This window comes from Haloarcula ordinaria (assembly GCF_029338275.1).
GTDB classification, from domain to species: domain Archaea; phylum Halobacteriota; class Halobacteria; order Halobacteriales; family Haloarculaceae; genus Haloarcula; species Haloarcula ordinaria.
Map to the genome: position 1 here is coordinate 1,361,509 of NZ_CP119789.1, position 17,743 is coordinate 1,379,251.

Sequence of the window (17,743 nt, forward strand, 5' to 3'; positions counted from 1 at the left end):
AACGTCCCCCGGGCTGACTCGACTCGGCCTTCCACCCTCTACACCCCGTTCCGGTCGCCCGGTCCCCCTTCTGACGCCGCGTCTCAGTCGTCCGAGTTCGTCAGCAGCACCGGGAGCGGTTTCGCCCGCTCACGGCGTCGTTCGAACTGCTCTCGCGCCCAGTCACAGACTGTCTCGTCCGCCGTCTCTATCGTCGCCCGGAGGTTGTTCTCGTCGTCGTAGACGGCCAGACAACACCCCACATCGTCCAGTAACAGGCCAAAGGAGAGTGGCGTCTCGTGGACGAAAACGTCGATACCGCCGTCTTCGACCCCTCGTTCCAGCGCCGTCGGGAAACTCGACGCCGAGCGTTCGACGACGCCTCTGTCGATAACGAGCGTCATCTCCACGTCCGAATCGAGCAGGTCGGCCCCGACGTCGTTGAACGCCTGTGAGACGATGGGGGAGAGCGCGCTCACGGGCCCCTCTGCCGACCGGAACCGATCGATGAGTCGGGTCACCGCCGCGAGGGGGTCCTGCTCGGACCCTCGCGTAATCGTGCTCTCGGTGAACAGGGCGGCCGGGAACTGGTCGGCTATCGGGTTCAGATACGACGCGATGGGGGCGAGTTCCCGCGCTCGGTCGGCCTCCGTCAGCAGCGATCGATACTGCGTCAGTATCCGGCGGCCCGTCACCGTCGGGTGGTACTCGCCGTCGCGTTTGTAGACCCACTGGCGCTCTCTGAATCCGGCGAGGATGCGCTGGACCGTCGTCCGCGTCGCGTCCACCTGCTCGCACAGCTCGCAGGGTCGCGCCGGCGACGCACACAGTGCGGACAGCACGGCGAACCGCTGTGAGGACCCAGTGAGAAACTGGACGTCCCCAAACACGTTTTTGTCGGGGTCCATCGGCACTAAGTGGACGTTCCACCGTGTTTAGTGTCACGATTAGGAGCGTTCGTGTCGGTCACCGACCGGACGGACGAAAACGGTCACGTTCGTCTCGCCCCGTGGCGTCGTCGTCGTGAGGTCGAAGCCGACGCCGACGACGTGTGTCCGCCCCGTTCGTGCCTGGACGACGACCCCACGGTCGACGACACAGGCGCCGAACTGCCGGTCCGGCCCGCCTGGACAGTGCACAGTACGCCACGCCTCGGCGACGGTTCCGTTGTAGGTGACAGCGTGTACCGTCCCGGACACGACCCGGGAGGTCCGCAGTCGGTCGAGCCTGGGTTCGAGTTCCGAGCGGACGCGGGCCACAGCGTCCGCCCGGCGTGACCAGGAATACTCCCCGGCCACCCCAGACTGTGCGGTCGCGACCGCCCGGTCGAGCACGCGCCGTGCGTCCGTCGTCGGGTCGTCGTAGTCGGCCGTCGCTCGGACGTCACCGTGGTAGCCCAGCTGGAGATACGAGAGGACGACGGGCGCCAGTGCGACCGCGACGAGCGCCGCCGCCACGAGGACGAGCTGGCCGCGTCTCACGCGTACCACACCTCGATGTGGACACGGCCGTACCCAGTCGGTACTGTCGCCGTCCCGGTCGCCACGCCGCCCGGCTTCGGGAACCCGACGGTTCCGTAGGGTGTCGTCATCCGATACATCACGTTCTCCGGAAGGATTCGGTCGACGCGACGGTCGAGTGCCGCCCGCTCCCGCTCGAAGGCCGACTCGCTTCGGACCACCTCTCGAAGCCGGGTCGTCCCGCCGTGACGCGGCGACTCGCTTGCCAGCACTGTCGCCGTGTCCTCGGCGTACGCCGTCAACTGGGGCGTCCGCGTGTCCGGTGCGGGCGTCCCGAGTGCGAACCCCAGCGCGACCCCGAGTATCAGCACGGCCCCGAGCGCCACCTCGACGAGCGAGAGGGGGAGTTGCGCCCTACGCATCGACGGTCACCGCCAGCGTGGCCTTGGTCGTCCGGGGGGCATCGTAGGCGACGGTCACGTCGCCCCGGTCGAGCGGGCCGGCGAACCGGACCCGGAGCGTGGTCGTCTCGTAGGGGACGAGCGACAGCTCGAAGCGGCCTTCGAGCCCGCTCTTGTTGTGGAGGACGACCCTGTCGGTGGCCCGGACCGTCCAGACGGTGGTCCCATTGGGCGGCGTGAGTGTCACCGTCGCCTCGCCGGTCCGTCGGGGGAGCGTCAGTTCCGGTGTGTCGCGCAGGTCGGCGGTCACCGTCTCGCGGACCCGTCGCTCGACCAGGACGATTCGGCGGGCGGTCGTTCCGCCATCGAGAGTCCCTCGGCGGGCTATCGTCCGTCCGCCGAGCCTCACGCGCAAGGCATAGTCGTCGGTTGGCGGTGCTACCCGGTTGAGGTCGTCGCCGTCGAACGAATCGACACGCCCCTTCCCGAGGACGTTCTCTCGGACGGCGAGCGGGCCGTCCGGAGCGACCAGGTGGGCTGCGAGCCCGACGGCCGCCCTGCGCTCGTCCGGCGAGCGGTCCGCCCCGGTAATCGCGGCGTCGGCCATCCCAAGGCTCAGCCCCGTCACCACCGTCAGGACGACGAGGGCCAACGCCAGCGCCGGCAGGGTCGTCTGTCCCCGCACTCGTCGAACGACGGGCGGTCGGCGGACGCCGGCGCTCATCGTTCCTCCAGTTCGACGGTCAACTCACCCGGCGGCCCGGTCACCGTCACTACCGTCTCCGCCCCGCTCTCCCAGGTTCCGGTGAGTGCGTCGACTCGGTCGGGCAGCACCGGCCGGGTCCGGCCACCCACGGCGGGGTCGGGATGCACCAGTACCAGCGTCCGCCCGTCCGTCCGAATCTCGTAGGCCGCCCCGCCGATGGTCGACGGCAAGTCGACTCGATACCGTGCCGACCCGGCCCTGGCCTCTGGCGGGACGGCCTGTTCGACGCGCGCCGTCGCCTCGGCCAGCGTCCGTTCACCGAGCTCGGTGCCGACCGCCGCTCGGTACGCCGGGAGGGTACCCCCGTACAGCGTCGTCGTCAGGAGGCCGACGTACAGCACGATGATGCCCAGCGCGAGCAGCTTCTCGACGACCGGGCTGACCGCGCGGCTATCCATGGGCCACCTCCAGGCGCATGTCGTGGACCACGAGGTACAGCGTCCGGTCCCCGGGGTAGGTGGCGACCACGCTCGGGACGCCGTCGCCGTCGAAGTCCCGCGTGCGCGTCGTCGCGTTCTGCCCCCGGAAGTACCGGGCCAGCGGTGCCGGCGTGGCCGTCTCCAGAGCGACACCGTACTCGGCTTCGCCCAGCGTCGTCCGCTCGTGACTGACGTTCGTGCGGAGTCGCACCGACGTCCCGCCGCCAGCGACGCTCTGTCCCTGCGCTCCGACTCGTGGCGCGCCGACGACAACTGCAGTCTCGTCCCGCGTGACTGTCACGGGCGGGTCGTGCTCGAGCCAGGCGTTCCCCGCCGTGCCGCGGACGACGCTTCCAGCCAGGAACGCGACGCGGCCCTCGCCGGAGTCGTAGACCAGGCCGCCGACGTCGACGGTTCGAACCACCCCGGTCGGCGTCGTGATTCTGACCTCTCGCTCGACGGTCGTCAGGCGGCCCTCGCTGAACCGGACCCGCGCTTCGTTCGGGCCGGTGTGTTCCACCGGCCGGAGCTGGGTCCCGAACGCGCGCTCGACCCGCGCCTCGTCTGCCGCCGCGGTCTGTCCGTCGACGATGGTCCCGACCGTCGCCGTCAGACCGCCCAGCGCGAGCGTCGTGATGCCGAGCAGCAGGACGACGCCGACCACGTGGGACTGTCCGCGACGCCGACCAGCGCGGTTCACAACAGGCCCACCCCCGCGAAGACGACGTAGGCGATGAGTACCTGCCCGCCCGAGTGCAGCAGCGCCTCGTAGACCCCGCGACTGGCTGTCCCGGCGAACCAGCCACAGGCGAGCATGGTCGCCTGCGTGACGACGTAGAAGCGGTAGCGCGCGCGCTGCGGGTCGACCGCGGACGGGTCGAACGCGACGCTCGACCCGTCGGCGACGGCCGACAGCTGGGCGAACTCCGCTAAGACGTAGACGTTGACCGCGACGGTGATGCCCAGCACCAACAGCGCCGTCGTCCAGCCGACGGCGACGTACACCAGCAGGGCCGAACGCAGCGACTTGCGCTGGTGATAGAGCGTCCCGATCTCGGTCTGTAACGTCTCGAAGACGTCCTCGCTGTCGCTCCCGGCGTCGAGCGCGCCGACGACCAGCCCGATGGTCTGTTCGGCCAGCGGCGTCCCGACCCGGTCGACGAACTGTTCGAGCGCCGCCGACCGCCGGTTGGCCGTGTCGCCGCTCGGGGTGTCGCCCAGTCCCAGTGCGAAGGCGAGTGCGTCGACGTCGTCGGACAGCGCCCCGAGTTCCACCTCCGCCGCCACCCGCCGGACCGCGTCCGGGAACGGGCGGCCGAGGGCGACGTGGCCCGCGACCGCGTGGACGAAATCCTGTATCTCCCGGTCTTTCGCGTCGTCGCGGCGGGCCCGGCGGACAGCGACGGCGCCCACTGGGAGGCCGACGGCAACGTAGGACAGCAAGCCGACGTTCAGCGGCCGGTAGCCGAGCGACCAGAGGGCGACCGCGGCGACGACCCCCACCGGGGCGACGACGAGGAGCGCGCTCGCCGGGTTCGACAGCGCTGTCGCGAGCGTCGGAAGCGGACCCTCGGGGCGGCGGTAACTTGGCGCCGCGGTGTTAGTGGGTCGCAGCGAGTGGACGAGCCAGGACGCGAGCAGCCCCGTCACGAGCACGAACCCCGCGCTCCCGTAGACGACGGCCGCCCTGACCGTCGTCTCGCCGACCGGGGTCGACACCGACGCCGACAGCCCCGGCGCGAGGACGCTCATGACGGTGACGATGAGCACGACCAGCGCCGGCACCACCAGCAGGACGACGAACAGCTCCGCGAGGAGTTCGAGGTAGCCGGTCGCCCGCTCGTGGCGCCGGCTCTGCTGGTGTGCGAGGAGTCGCCCCTCCATCTCGAGGTAGCCCGCAAGCGCCTCGCTGCTCTGGTTGGCGTGCTCCTTGAACTTCAGGAGGAACGGCGCGAGGAGGTCCCGTGATGGCGTCTCGCTCGCCACCCGTTCGAGCCCCTCGTCCAGGCTCCCGGTCAGTGCGCCCCGGTTGAGCGCCCGTCGGAACGCGCGCGCCGTCTCGCCGTAGGCCTCCTGCTGGGCGACCGCACGGAGTATCGCCTCCCTGTCCTGTGTCCCCGAGGCGAGCACCCGGAGGTACCGGACCGCGCCGGGTAACGTCGCGGCGATGTCGGCCCGTCGACCGGCGGCGACCCACCCCAGGTACCGGTCGCCGAGGCGGAACACCGCCGCTCGGCACCCGAGCCCGGCCACCGAGCTGCCGGTGAGCACGAGCCCGAGCCTGGGTACGGCCGGGAGCGAGACGCGGTTGAGAATCGGGAGGCTCCGACGGGCCACCGAGACGACCCCGTCGACGGCGCTCTGCGGGGCGAGCGCGACGAGCGTCGCCGTCACCGAGATGCCGGCGACCAGCGCCAGCCACGAGAGGCCGTAGAGCCGCGCGACGTAGAGCCCGAACCCGGTGTCGGGGTCGGCCGCCCGATACCGGCTCCGCGTCGCGGTGTGTCGGTCGTCGTCCGCGTGGTGGGCAAAGAGGGCGTACAGCCCCCGGTCTAAGAGGCTCAGGGTCCCGCCGTCAGTCGTCATCGCTCCGGACCTCCAGGTGGTCGGGGCCCGACTCGCCGGCCCGTCGCCGAAGCCGCTCGACTGTCGCGGCCTCGTTGGTCTCCAGGTCCGCGAGCACCTCGAACAGCGACTCGAAGTCCGTGATGCCTTCGCGAACCAGGTACTGGACGTACCGGTGGCGGCGGTGGAGCGCCGCCTCGACGTCCTCGACGGGTTCGTCGCGGAGCGTCGCGAGCCGGTCGAGGATACCCGTTTCGACGCTCCTCTCGTCGTCACCGAGCTGCGGGTGCTCGTAGGCGAAGTCGTACCGCCCGTCCGGTCGCCGCCGGCAGACGCTGTTCCAGTGGACGGTCGTCCCGCCCTTCTCGACGGTCCCCGAGCGGTCGCCCCGGTGGCGCGGTTCGTCGACGAACTCCACGACCTCGCCGACGTACCGCTCGCCGTCGACGTGGCGCGGGAAGACGACGAGGTCGATCTCCGCGAGCAGGTAGGTCGGGACGCCCTTCTCGATGATGCGGTTGACCAGCGTCTCGATGTCGTCGGCGTGGGTGGTCCCGATGACGCCATGGCCCGTGTTCAGGACTTCCGCGAACGTCTCGAACGATTCGGGCGTGTTTATCTCGGCGATTACCTCCACGTCGGGATTCAGGTAGTTACACTGGGTCATCAGGTCGGCCATCGTCACGCGCCGGTGGTCGCGCTCGTGTTCGCGGGTGGTCAGCGACACCCCCGTCTCGTGTGGGATGCGCACCTCGCGTGACCCCTCGTCCATGCTGATGGGGCGGTCGCGGTAGGGGACGAACGGCATGTGGGCGTTCATCAGCGTCGTCTTCCCCGCGCCGGTCGGCCCCGAGAACAGCACGACGCCGTGTGACTCGTAGCACAGCCACAGCAGCGCGACCAGTTCCGTCGGCAGCGAGTCCCGCTCGACGAGGTCTATCGGCGTCATCGCGTCGGTCGACTGCTTGCGGATGGAGATGTGCGGGCCGTCCTCGCTGATGGTCGGCAGCGCCACCGCACACCGGATGGTCTCGTCGGCGTCGTGGGCGTCGTCGCCATCGGGGTCGATGTTGACCTTCGCGCTCGGGTTCGAGGCGTTGAGCTCGGTGCCGTCGTCGGCCGCCAGCTGCATCACCACGTTGACGAAGGCGCTCTCGGACTCGAAGGCGAGGTTCGTCGGGACCCGCCCGTCGTGGCCGAGGTCGGCCCGCGGGAGGACCTTCACCCGTTCGCCCACCCGGTTGGCCTCGATGTCCTCCAGCGTGTGGTCGCGAATCGGGACCGTGAGCTTGCCGTAGCCGACCAGGTCGCGCATCACGTAGTACAGCAGGTCCGCCAGTCGGTCGTCGGCAAAGCGGTGGTCCACCGGTGGCACCGCCAGGTCGAGTTCGGCTAGCGCCGAGCGAACGCGGTAGCGCACGGCGTCGAGCCACTCGGTGGTGTTGCGGACGGTGAGCTGCCGGGCGAGATGGGCCCGCGCCCGCTCGCGGACGAACGCGGTGCGGTCCTCGACGAGGCCGTCGACGCTCGTCTCCCAGATCCGCTCCTTGCAGGCCTCGATGAGTCGCTCGTCGCCGGGCAACAGGTCGGGTTCCTGGACGGCGTACTTGGTGGTGAAGGGGTCCGACCCGAGCAGATGCTCGCGGTAGATTACGACCGGCACCTCGAACCCCTCGAAGGAGACCGTGTGGCGCTCGACGCGTTCGCTGGCGAACCGGTCGATGTACGCCGGGTCCGTTTCGAGGGCCGTCTCGGCCGGGGCGTAGTCCTCGGTGTGGACGACGACGCCGTCGTCGGTGACGTCCGCGACGTCGATGCGGTGGTCGAGCGCGTACGGCGTCAGGTCGCCCAGACAGGAGAGGGAGCACAGCGCGTGGTACTCCACGCGTCGTCGCACGGCCGGCGAGCAGTCGACGAGCCGGTCGATGACCCGGCGGTGTTTCGGGTCGAAGCCACCGGTCATGCGCTCTACTGCGCCCTCGCGCGTGCGCGGGCGCTGGATGTTCGCCCCCTCGAAGTGCGATTCGACGGTCGCGAGTGCTGCCGACCCCGGCGCCGAGAGTCGCGGCTCGCGGACCTCGTACCTGAACTCGGTTCCCGTCCGACGGACGGTGACGACGACGCCGGGGTACACTTCGTCCTGTTCCCGGACGTCCGGGCTGTACCATGCTGTGGGGTCGTCCGGCGGTACCGGTGTCGGAACCACTGGCCGCTGGGTCGTGTCCGCTCGACGGCTCATGTCGGGCAGTTGGTCGCCCGACCGGACTTAAATTTTAGTATCTATTTAGACTGATTTAATCGCAATATTGTGGGCATATTTCAGCCCCAGTCTCAGTCGCCGGTCTCGGCCCCGGAGAACTCGAACCGCACACCGTCGTCCGCGGTGTCGGTCACCTCGACCTCCCAGCCGTGCGCGTCGGCGACCTGCTGGATTATCACCAGTCCGAACCCCGTCCCACCCTCGGTCGTCGAGTACCCCTTCTCGAACACCTGCTCGCGTTCGTCGGGTGGAATCCCCACCCCGTCGTCCTCGACGTAGAATCCGTCGGGCGTGTCGCCGATAGTCACGGTCACGTCGTCGCCACCGTGTTCTACCGCGTTGCGGATGAGGTTCTCCAGGGCGTGTTTGAGCTGGCTCTCGTCGGCCCGGATCCGCTCCGTCGTCTCGACCTCCACCGTCGCACCGTCCGTCGCGACGGTCTCCCAGCAGGCTCGGCTCATCTCGGCGAGCGAGACGGGTTCCGGGTCGAGCGTCTGTTCGTTGTTGCGAGCGAGCGTCAGCAGGTCGTCGACGAGCTGGTCCATCCGTTCGTGGGATCGAACGACGATGTCGAGAGCACTACTGTCGATGGCCTGGCCGTCGTCGAGTCGCTGTCGGACCATCTCGAGGCCCGACTGGGCCACCATCAGCGGGTTCCGGAGGTCGTGGCTCACGACGCCGGCGAACATCTCTAAGCGTTCGTTTTGCTGCTCGAGCCGCCGCTCGTAGGTCTTCAGCTCGCTGATGTCGATGTAGATGCCGAAGTACTCGTCGCGCTCCTCGAACCCCTCGACCGGGACCGACCGGAAGAGGAAGTCCCCCAGCCCGTCCGCGGTCTGGCGCTGCACTTCCTTCCGTATCCGCTGGTCTTTCGTCACCTGGTCGTCGATGTGCTCGGCGGCGCTCCGTCGGTCGGGCGGGACGATGAGGTCGTTTATCGACTCGCCGGCGGCCTCGTCGACCGAGTGTCCGAAGGTCTCCTCGAACGCCTGGTTACCGTCTTCCAACACCGGGTGCCCGTCTTCGAGCCTGATCCGGACGATCGGTTCGGGCACCATCTCGAAGAGCGTCTGCAGCCGGTGGCGTTCGAGTCCGAGCGCCTCCGTGCGCTCGATGCGCTCCAGCGCCGCCGTCGCCGTGGCGGTGAGCGTCTTCGCCAGCGAGACGTCCGACTCGTCGAACGCCGCGGCCGCCGTTGACCCGGCGAGCAAGACGCCGTGCTCTCTGAGCGGGAGTATTATCTCGCTCTGGACGTTCGTCTCGGGGTTGTACCGGTCCTCGATGGTCGAGACGTCGTCGAACGTCTCGATGGTCCCCGATTCGTAGACCCGCCAGGCCAGTCCGCGTCCGGGTTCGAACGACGGGAGCGGGCCGACGAGCTCCCTGGCTTCGTCGGTCCATGCGACCGGTTCGAGACGGTCGGCCGACGACGTCCGGAGGTGGACTGAGTTGACCGGGATGTCGAGGATGTCGCGGACGGCCTCTACGACGATAGTCGCGACATCCTCGGGCGTCTCGGCCCTCATCAGCGAGCGCGCCGTCTCGTGGAGCTGTTCGACCGCCTCCTCCCGACGGACCCGGTCAGTGATGTCCTGAAACAGGGAGAACAGCGCGACGACCGATCCCGAGTCGTCGGTGACGACCCGGTTGTGCCACTCGCAGGTGATCCGCTCGCCGTCGGCGCGGACGTTCTCGTTGACGTTGTAGCGGCTGGTCGCGTCCGCGAGGGTCGCCGAGATCGTCTCGCCGACATGCTCCCTGTCGGACGCCGGGACGATGGTCGTCCACGGCTCGCCGCGCAACTCGGCCTCGCTGTACCCCAGAATCTCCTCGGCGGCGTCGTTCAGCTGGACCGCCCGCATGTCCTCGTTCCACTCGACGATTCCCAGGGGGGACTCGTCGATGAGCATGGACAGTCGCTCCCTGCTCGACTCGAGTTCGTTCTGCGACCGTTACTGTTCGACCGCGTTCCCGATTCTGTTCGCGAGAACGGCGTACTGGCTCGTCCCGCTTTCCTTCTGCAGGTAGTCGGTCACGCCGGCAGAGATAGCTTCGCTCGCCACCTCTTCGCTTCCCTTCCCGGTGAACAGGATGAACGGTAAATCGGCGTCCAGCTCCCTGACCGCATCGAGGAAGTCGATACCGTTGCGACCGGGCATGTCGTAGTCGCTGACGACACAGTCGACCGGGTGCTGTTCGAGGTGTTCGAGCCCCTCGCTGGCGGACCCGGCGGTATCGACCCGGAACTGGTCGTCCTCCCGCTCGAGCAACGTACCGGCCAGGTCCGCGAGCTCGGGGTCGTCGTCTACGTGGAGTATTCGGATGGGGCGGCCGACCGCAGCAGACATGACCCAAACTCAACACTGAGGTGCACATAATCGTTCGGGGCGGGTTACCAGCGATGATAGTACGGGTGGCAGCTGGCGGCCTGCGCCACAACGACGCCCCACTTGAGTGATGTCACCACGACGGGTGTGTCTCGAGTGACGCGACTCGGTGCGCCGGTCCGATGACCCGGGGCGACCTGCCATATCAGGATGCACGTGTTGAACGATTGTTAGCTATAAATGGTTGGACGGTAGACGGTTCGACTATGTCCTCACTGGTGGTAACACAGCTCAATGTGCACAGCTCGCGACCTCACAGACCGGTGAGCCGCGCGCTCGCCGGGGAGGTTTGCTGAGATGGCGACTGCAGCACAGATCGGGCTGGCGGTACTGCCGCTGGCGACCATCGCGTTCCTGATGATCGGCCGGTACTGGCCGGCGACGAAGGCCATGCCGGTGGCGTGGCTCGTCGCCGCCGTCGTCGGGCTGTTCGGGTGGAACATGTCCCTGCGGTGGCTCGCCGCGGCGTCCATCAACGGGGCGATAACGGCGGTGAACATCCTCTACATCGTCTTCGGCGCCATCCTCGTGCTGTACACGCTCAAGGAGACCGGCGCGTTCGACGTCATCAACGAGGGCTTCACCTCCATCAGCGACGACCGGCGCGTCCAGGTCGTCCTGCTCGTGTTCCTGATGGGGTCGTTCATCGAGGCCGCCGCCGGGTTCGGGACGCCGGCCGCCGTCGTCGGCCCGCTCTTGGTGGGCCTCGGCTTCCCACCGCTGGCGGCCGTCGTCGTCGCCCTGACCGGGAACCTGATGGCCATCACGTTCGGCGCCGTCGGGACGCCGCTCATCATCGGGCTCGAGGACATCTTCGCCTCGACCGAGCCCATCCAGTCGACGGTCGCCGAACAGGGGCTGACCATCCCCGAGTGGGTCGCCCAGATCGCCGTCTGGGCGGCCACCTTCCACGTCGTCGTCGGCGTGCTCCTGCCCTTCATCGGCGTGGCCATGATGACCCGGTTCTTCGGGCCCGAGCGGTCCATCCGTCCGGCACTGAACGTCCTGCCCCTGACGCTGTTCGCGTGGGCCTCCTTCTCGGTGCCCTACTGGCTTACCGCGTACTTCCTGGGCCCGACGTTCCCCGGCCTGTTCGGGGCGATGGGCGGGATGCTCCTCACGGTCGGGGCGCTCAAGGCCGGCTTCCTCCACCCCGACGAGGAGTGGGAGTTTGCGCCCGAGGCACAGTGGCCCGAGCACTGGGTCGGCGACATCCAGCCGGGCGAGTCGGCCAGCGGCGACACGAGGGTCGCCGCCGACGGCGGGCAGGTCACCGCTGCCTCGTCCATGTCGCTCGTCCGTGCCTGGACGCCCTACGCCGTGCTCGCCGCGCTGCTCGTCCTCACGCGGGTCGTCGACCCCGTGACGAACTTCCTCACCTCGACGCTCGTCTTCGAGTGGGCGAACATCCTCGGCACGGGCATGGACAACAGCTTCGCGCTGCTGTACCTGCCCGGCGCTATCTTCGTCGCGGTCCACCTGCTGACTATCCCGCTGCACGGGATGGACACCCAGCAGGTCCGGGATGCCTGGAGCGAGACGGTGGTGAAGGTGACGCCCGCGGTACTCGCGCTGGTGTTCGCCGTCGCGACGGTCCAGATCATGATCCAGTCCGGTGAGACGGCCAACGTCGACAGCATGCTGGTGGTCCTCTCGGAGGCGACGGCCGACACCGCTGGTGTCGTCTACCCGTTCTTCGCCGCGCTGGTCGGGGCCTTCGGGGCGTTCCTGGCCGGGTCGAACACGGTCAGTGACATCCTTTTTGGCACCTTCCAGTACAACGTCGCGAGCGACCTCGGCGTCTCCAGGACCATCCTCGTGGGCGCACAGGCTGTCGGCGGCGCTATCGGGAACCTCATCGCGGTCCACAACGTCGTCGCCGCGCTGGCCGTCGTCGGCCTCGTCGGCGAGGAGGGGCGGGTCATCCGGCTCGAGCTCATCCCGCTCGTGTACTACGCCACGATGACGGGCATCCTGGCGCTGCTGTTCGTCTACGTGTTCGCGCCCGGGACGTTCTGACGACCCACTACGGTACTGCCCGCTCAGTACTTCGCGTCGGCGCCGGTGAGCTCGTAGATGTCGTCCATGATGGCGTCGCGCTCGCGCTGCCAGGCGTCGAAGCCCGACGGGTCGCTCGGGTACGACTCGTAGTGGTCGAGCAACCGGTCGGCCAGTCGCTTGGTCTGGTAGAGGTCGTAGATGGTCCCCCAGTGCCCGATGCTCTTGAAGGCCGTCTTCAGTTTCAGGCCCAGGCTCAGATTCGTCGACCCGCCGTACAGCGCCTCGGCGAGCTTCTCGCCGGGGAGCGCGGCCATGAGAGCCATCAGGTCGTCGACGTCATAGGCGGTCGTGAAGATGTTGTAGACGTCCAGCGCGGCGTAGCGCGCGCCGAAGTGGTCCATCACGTTCACGTTGTATTCCCAGAGCGCCGCCTCGTCGCCGGTGGCGTCGTCCTCGATGGCCTCGATGGCCTGCTCGGCGGCGTACTTCCCGGCGTAGGCCGCCCCCGCGATGCCGCCGCCGGTCGTCGGGTTGACGTGGCCCGCCGCGTCGCCGACGGCGATGTACCCCGGCGCGACCGCCGAGTCGTAGGGTCGCCGCGTGGGGAGTGCCGCGCCGAGCTTGTCGGTGACTTCGGCCCCACGGAACTCCGGTCTGTCCTCCAGGTCGGCCTTGAGGTCGTCGACGAGTTCCATCGGCTCCTCGTTCATCTGGAAGCCCAGGCCGGCGTTGATCTCCGTCGACGTGCGCGGGAAGTACCAGAGGTAGCCCGCCGAGCGCTCCGTCGGCTTGAACACGAGCGCGTCGTCCCACTCGACGGGTTCCTCGACCTCGATTATCTCGCGGTAGGCCGAGCAGAACTGCGAGTACCGGACGTTGGTGTCGAAGGTGCTCCCCTCGAAGTCCGTCTTGTCCTGCAGCAGGGAGAGCGCCCCGGCGGCGTCGACGACTAGGTCGGCCTCGTAGGTCGCCTCGCGTCCCTTCCGCATCGCGGTGATACCGGTCACCTGGCCGTCGTCGTCCTGCTCGACGTCCTGGACGACGGTGTCGTAGTGGAAGTCCGTCCCCTTCGACTCGGCCCCGTCGATGACGCGCCGCCCGTACTCCCAGCGGTCGATGACCGCGAGCTCGCCCGGGACCGGAATCTCGAGCACCGCGTCTTCCTGGGGAATCTCGAAGCGGCCGTGGTCCACGTCGGTGTTGGTGAACGCGGGTTCCAGCTGCGACTTCGGGATGGCCTCCGGGAAGTCGCTGGCCCCTTTCAGCGCGTCCCCGCAGGCGATGTGGCCCGCCTCCTCGGCGTCCTTTCGTTCGACGACGACGACGTCGTACCCCCCGTCGGCGAGCGTCGCGGCGGCGTAACACCCGGACGTGCCGGCCCCGACGACGACGACGTCGTACTCGTGACTGCTCATGGTGGTGCCTGCTAGCCGGAGAGAGAAAACCGTTCCGACTGTCCCGCTCGCCGGAACAGCCTCGGAGACAAGAGTTTTGACCGGTGGTTCCGAACGGCGGGATATGACCGAGTACACCGTCGAATTCGTCGGGACCGACGAAACCATCACGGTCGCCGACACGCAGACCATCCTCTCGCGGTGCATCGAGGCGGGCATCGCACAGGAGTACTCCTGTCGCGTGGGGATGTGTCTGGCCTGTTCGGCCCGCATCGTCGAGGGCGAGGTGACCCAGCCGGCCGCGCGCGGGCTCACGGAGACGGAGCGCGAGAACTACGCGCTGACCTGCATGGCCCGTCCCCAGTCGGACCTGAAACTCGACCGCGGCGTCTACCCGCCGAGCATCGAAGCCGACGCCGGTGACGCAGTCACGGCCGACGACTGACGGACCCGATACCGCCGTTCGGCCGCTCGGTCCACCGTCGACGGCTGGCGAACCCGCCCGACGGCGGGATGATTTTACGGTGACACGAATCCGGCGAGTAAAGGGCAGATGATATAAGCGTGTGGTTCCTATCTGAACATGACCGCAGTGCGAGCGGACGGCCGGCGACGATTGACACCTTCCCCAACCATGACCAGTCGCGTATACAGACTTCATTCGACACTCGAACTGCCACTGGAAGACGCCTACGACTTTTTCGAAGATCCCGAACTCCCACCCGAAATCGCGGACATCGACATCACCCGCCGGAACAACACGCTCATCGTCAGCGCCGTCGCCGAAGACGAGACGATGAGCAAGTACACCCCGACCGCACAGCTCAAGGCCAGCGTCACCGAGAACCGCGTCTACGAGGAGGACCCCGACGAGATGGGCCCGCCCGGCGCGGCCAGCACGGGGAGTGGTGGCGGCCCACAGTGGGGTGCATTGGAGGAGGAAGAGGAGGAGATCGAGTCCGAACTCGTCGAGTACGCCTGTTTCAAGGGCGACCGCGAGACGGTCCTCCAGAACACCGCCCTCCAGTACGAGATGTTCGAAGTGCTGTGTGCGATTGCGAAGATCGCGGAGAAAGGGGCACTGACCGCCATCGCCGCCGTCGACGGCGAGCTGACGGCGGTCCGAATCGTCGACGGCGAGGAGCTGCCCGCCTCGATCAACGTCGTCGAAGACCCGTCCGACGAGGACGAGAACGAGGGTGTCAACTGGCGGGACAACGAGTTCATCAGCTGATCGCGCCCGGCCCGTTCTGCAGCCGTCTGTATCCGAGACGAGACCGACAGGTCTCTCGCGAACCGGCTCCCCCGTCGCTGGCAGGCCTGCGCGCTGGGCAGCGCGTCAGGGCTCGACGCCGATGGGTCCGCCGGCCACCCGCTCGGCCACCTGCAGCGTGACGTTCGCCTCGATGTACGCTGCGACGAGAATCAGGACGGTCGCGACGGCGACGAGCACCCCGGCCTCCCGGAGGAGCCGTTCGGTCACGAGTTCGGCTTCCAGGCCGCGCAGGTAGCGAACGGTCAACCGGCCGAACCGTAGTCCGACGGCCGCGACCAGGAGGAGGGCCGGAATCTCTAGGACGCCGTGCGGGACGAGCAAGGCGAGAATCACGACGGCAGGGACCTCCTGGAGAGCGATGCCGACCACGGCACCGATGAGCAGGCCGTTGAGCACGAGTCCGAACACGGAGACGATGCCCAGCGAGACGGCGCCCAGGAGCATGACGAACATCGCCGTGAGGTTGTTCAGCGCGATGGACGTGGTCGTCAGCTCGGCCGGGAAGAAGGGGTTCGCGCCGCCGTCGGTGGCCGTGGGCAGCGTCTCGACGGGGACGGCGCTCCCCAGGGCGAACCCGACGGCGGTGCTCACCCCCAGCAGCATCGCCGCGACGGGGACGTAGAGCGCTACCCAGTCCTGATAGATACCGGCGGCCGACGAGAGACGGTCGCTCATCCTGTCTGCTCAAGGGCGGCGGCGAGTAAAAGAACGGGGGATTAGTAGGTGACTACGGCCGTTCGGCGGGAACGGCGGGACCTGGTAGGCGTGGCCTTTCGTCTCACACCTGTCGAGAACCCATAAAATACTTACAAGGTCCTAATTATATCTCATTACACGATGTCCGACGAATTCCCCGACTACCTCGACGTCGACTACACCGACGGCGAGAACGAGCTGCCCGAGGACTATCCGACAGTCAGCCACAAGATCGAGAAAGCCATCGAGGTCACGAAGCGCGGCCTCGAACAGTACCGAAACCCGGTCATCATGTGGACCGGCGGCAAGGACTCGACCCTGACGCTGTACTTCGTCAAGGAAGTCGCCGAGCGCTTCGACCTCGAAGTCCCGCCGGCCGTCTTCATCGACCACTACCAGCACTTCGACGAGCTCATCGAGTTCGTCAAGCACTGGGCCGACGAGTGGGACCTGGAGGTCATCTGGGCCCGCAACACGGACGTCGGTAACTACGTCGACGAGAACGGGCTGGAGCCGGGCGACGACATCCCCATCGACGCCCTCTCCGAGCACAACCAGCACCACGTGCGCAACATCCTCGAGTACGAGGAGGAGTCGTTCCCGTTCCTGCTCGACACCTACGTCGGCAACCACCTGCTGAAGACCGTCGCGCTCAACGATACCATCGAGGAGTACGACGTCGACGGTATCCTTTCCGGCATCCGCTGGGACGAACAGGAGTCCCGCGCCGACGAGACGTTCTTCTCGCCGCGGCACAACCCCGACATTTACCCGCCCCACGACCGCATTCAGCCGATACTCCAGTTCGCCGAGGCCGACGTCTGGGAGGCCTTCTGGCACTTCGTCGTCCCCGACACCGTCGAGGGCTACCCGGAGGAGGGCTACGTCCCGCAGGGCTTCGGCGACCTGCCGGAGGGCATCGAGCAGGAAGACATCCCCGTCTCCCCGAAGTACTTCGAGGGCTTCCGCTCGCTGGGTAGTGAGGTCTCGACGAAGAAGTCCGACAACGAACCCGCCTGGCTGCAGGACATGGAGAACACGACCGAGCGCGCCGGCCGCGCCCAGGACAAAGAGGACCTGATGGAGCGCCTGCGCGACCTCGGCTACATGTAACTCCGGGCGGCGTCACCGACGGGTAGTTTCGACGCCCGTCGCTCCCGGTTCTGTTTTCTCGCTCCCCGCTGGTCTCGTCACTGCCCGTTCCCGTTCGACGAGGCCGGTACTCGGCCACGGCTCTTTCGTCGATTGTCGTATAAATCTTTAGTAACCGTCGAATAATAGAGTGACGTATGTCAGTGCGAGCCTACGACTGTCCCGACTGCGGCGAACCGATGAGCTACGCGACGACGAAACACAGCGGGTGTCAGAACTGCGGGTTCGTGCCGGCCTACAGCGCAGAGTAGGGGACGAACGACGGGGTCTGTTCTCGCTACGCCTCGCTCTCCAGTTGCTCGACCAAGTGCCGGAGCGTCGCCAGGTCGTACTGGCCCGGCGCCGTCGCCGCGCCGGGGTCGACCGGCGCATACCCGATCTTCGACCCGTAGAGCGGTGCGACCGCCCGCGAGTGGCGGCCGGCCTCGCCCATACACATCGTCGCGACGCGCTCGCCGGCGGTGGTCAACACGCGCGTCGCGACGAGCATGGCCAGCACGTCGTCGGGCGTGTGAGCCGTCGTCGCCACCTTCCCGACGTCACCGACTGCACAGGCGCGCTCCAGTCGGCCGACGAGGGTCTCCCGATCGGGCGTCGCCTCGAAGTCGTGCGTCGAGACGACGACCGAGGCGTCGTGTTCGCGGGCATGGTCAGCCACCCGGGCTGCGTCGTGGTCACCGTCACCTTCGAGTGACGCCAGTTCCAGGTCGACGGCCTCGACGGCGTCGAACTCGACGGCCGTCTCCAGCGCGTCGAGCCGGTCGGCCGTGTCCGCTGTCGCGCCGCCCTCCCACTCGACGCGGTTGGTCACCAGTACCGGCAGGTCGCCGTCGTAGGCGTCGAGCTGGGCCAGCGGGTCGTCGGTCAGGTCCATCCGGAGCTCGACGCCGTCGGCGTCCTCGCGGGCGGCCGGTTCGATGCCCAGGTCGTCGCCGGCCGCGAGCAGCGTGAACGAGTTGAAGTCCATACGCGGCGTTCACCGCGCCG

The 17,743-nt window shown here is 68.0% G+C and carries 17 protein-coding genes and 1 pseudogene; 4 read left to right on the plus strand and 14 right to left on the minus strand.

Annotated elements, in window-relative coordinates; genetic code table 11:
- Positions 1-83: 83 nt before the first annotated feature.
- The 11 genes and pseudogenes from P1L41_RS07215 to P1L41_RS07265 form a co-directional block, all read right to left on the minus strand.
- Positions 84-887: a helix-turn-helix transcriptional regulator gene (locus P1L41_RS07215; RefSeq protein ID WP_276298185.1), complete on the minus strand. Its 804-nt coding sequence runs from the start codon at positions 885-887 to the stop codon at positions 84-86.
- Positions 888-926: 39 nt separating this feature from the next.
- Positions 927-1,460 (minus strand): DUF7261 family protein, encoded by a 534-nt coding sequence (locus P1L41_RS07220; protein WP_276298186.1) that lies wholly within the window; start codon positions 1,458-1,460, stop codon positions 927-929.
- On the minus strand, positions 1,457-1,861 hold the full coding sequence (locus P1L41_RS07225; protein ID WP_276298187.1) for a DUF7262 family protein: 405 nt from the start codon (positions 1,859-1,861) through the stop codon (positions 1,457-1,459). The genes P1L41_RS07220 and P1L41_RS07225 overlap by 4 nt, the downstream gene beginning before the upstream one ends.
- Positions 1,854-2,564 carry a DUF7263 family protein gene (locus P1L41_RS07230; RefSeq protein WP_276298188.1) on the minus strand — a complete coding sequence of 237 codons (711 nt, stop codon included), beginning with the start codon at positions 2,562-2,564 and terminating at the stop codon, positions 1,854-1,856. Before P1L41_RS07230 ends, P1L41_RS07225 begins: the two co-directional genes overlap by 8 nt.
- Complete coding sequence (locus tag P1L41_RS07235) at positions 2,561-3,004, minus strand: DUF7266 family protein (protein ID WP_276298189.1); 444 nt, start codon at positions 3,002-3,004, stop codon at positions 2,561-2,563. Before P1L41_RS07235 ends, P1L41_RS07230 begins: the two co-directional genes overlap by 4 nt.
- A complete protein-coding gene (locus P1L41_RS07240) occupies positions 2,997-3,725 on the minus strand; it encodes a DUF7289 family protein (RefSeq protein ID WP_276298190.1) in 729 nt (242 codons plus the stop codon). Before P1L41_RS07240 ends, P1L41_RS07235 begins: the two co-directional genes overlap by 8 nt.
- Positions 3,722-5,611 (minus strand): type II secretion system F family protein, encoded by a 1,890-nt coding sequence (locus tag P1L41_RS07245; protein ID WP_276298191.1) that lies wholly within the window; start codon positions 5,609-5,611, stop codon positions 3,722-3,724. The genes P1L41_RS07240 and P1L41_RS07245 overlap by 4 nt, the downstream gene beginning before the upstream one ends.
- A complete protein-coding gene (locus P1L41_RS07250) occupies positions 5,601-7,829 on the minus strand; it encodes a type II/IV secretion system ATPase subunit (protein ID WP_276298192.1) in 2,229 nt (742 codons plus the stop codon). Before P1L41_RS07250 ends, P1L41_RS07245 begins: the two co-directional genes overlap by 11 nt.
- A 92-nt stretch (positions 7,830-7,921) precedes the next feature.
- Entirely contained in the window at positions 7,922-9,376 is a 1,455-nt protein-coding gene (locus tag P1L41_RS07255) for an ATP-binding protein (protein ID WP_276298447.1), read from the minus strand.
- Positions 9,377-9,421: 45 nt separating this feature from the next.
- Positions 9,422-9,769 (minus strand): annotated as a pseudogene (locus P1L41_RS07260) (PAS domain-containing protein); the annotation flags it as partial.
- Between the two features lie 33 nt (positions 9,770-9,802).
- A complete protein-coding gene (locus tag P1L41_RS07265; protein WP_276298193.1) occupies positions 9,803-10,198 on the minus strand; it encodes a response regulator in 396 nt (131 codons plus the stop codon).
- A 336-nt stretch (positions 10,199-10,534) separates the two neighbouring features.
- On the opposite strand from P1L41_RS07265, the gene P1L41_RS07270 reads away from it, so the two are divergent.
- Positions 10,535-12,256, plus strand: coding sequence for an L-lactate permease (locus P1L41_RS07270; RefSeq protein WP_276298194.1), 1,722 nt, complete (start codon positions 10,535-10,537; stop codon positions 12,254-12,256).
- A 23-nt stretch (positions 12,257-12,279) separates the two neighbouring features.
- On the opposite strand, the gene P1L41_RS07275 is transcribed toward P1L41_RS07270, so the two are convergent.
- Complete coding sequence (locus P1L41_RS07275; RefSeq protein WP_276298195.1) at positions 12,280-13,653, minus strand: geranylgeranyl reductase family protein; 1,374 nt, start codon at positions 13,651-13,653, stop codon at positions 12,280-12,282.
- A gap of 103 nt (positions 13,654-13,756) precedes the next feature.
- Here P1L41_RS07275 and P1L41_RS07280 point away from each other — a divergent pair, with 103 nt between their 5' ends.
- Together P1L41_RS07280 and P1L41_RS07285 are read left to right on the plus strand one after the other, a co-directional pair.
- The gene (locus P1L41_RS07280; protein ID WP_276298196.1) at positions 13,757-14,077 is read left to right on the plus strand and encodes a 2Fe-2S iron-sulfur cluster-binding protein; all 321 of its coding nucleotides are present in this window, start codon (positions 13,757-13,759) and stop codon (positions 14,075-14,077) included.
- 189 nt (positions 14,078-14,266) lie between these two features.
- A complete protein-coding gene (locus tag P1L41_RS07285; RefSeq protein ID WP_276298197.1) occupies positions 14,267-14,866 on the plus strand; it encodes a DUF7110 family protein in 600 nt (199 codons plus the stop codon).
- Between the two features lie 105 nt (positions 14,867-14,971).
- Here P1L41_RS07285 and P1L41_RS07290 read toward each other — a convergent pair whose 3' ends face one another.
- Positions 14,972-15,583, minus strand: coding sequence for a stage II sporulation protein M (locus tag P1L41_RS07290; RefSeq protein ID WP_276298198.1), 612 nt, complete (start codon positions 15,581-15,583; stop codon positions 14,972-14,974).
- 162 nt (positions 15,584-15,745) lie between these two features.
- On the opposite strand from P1L41_RS07290, the gene P1L41_RS07295 reads away from it, so the two are divergent.
- Positions 15,746-16,717, plus strand: coding sequence for a phosphoadenosine phosphosulfate reductase family protein (locus P1L41_RS07295; RefSeq protein WP_276298199.1), 972 nt, complete (start codon positions 15,746-15,748; stop codon positions 16,715-16,717).
- A 316-nt stretch (positions 16,718-17,033) separates the two neighbouring features.
- On the opposite strand, the gene P1L41_RS07300 is transcribed toward P1L41_RS07295, so the two are convergent.
- Positions 17,034-17,723, minus strand: coding sequence for a type I 3-dehydroquinate dehydratase (locus tag P1L41_RS07300; protein WP_276298200.1), 690 nt, complete (start codon positions 17,721-17,723; stop codon positions 17,034-17,036).
- Positions 17,724-17,743: the final 20 nt, after the last annotated feature.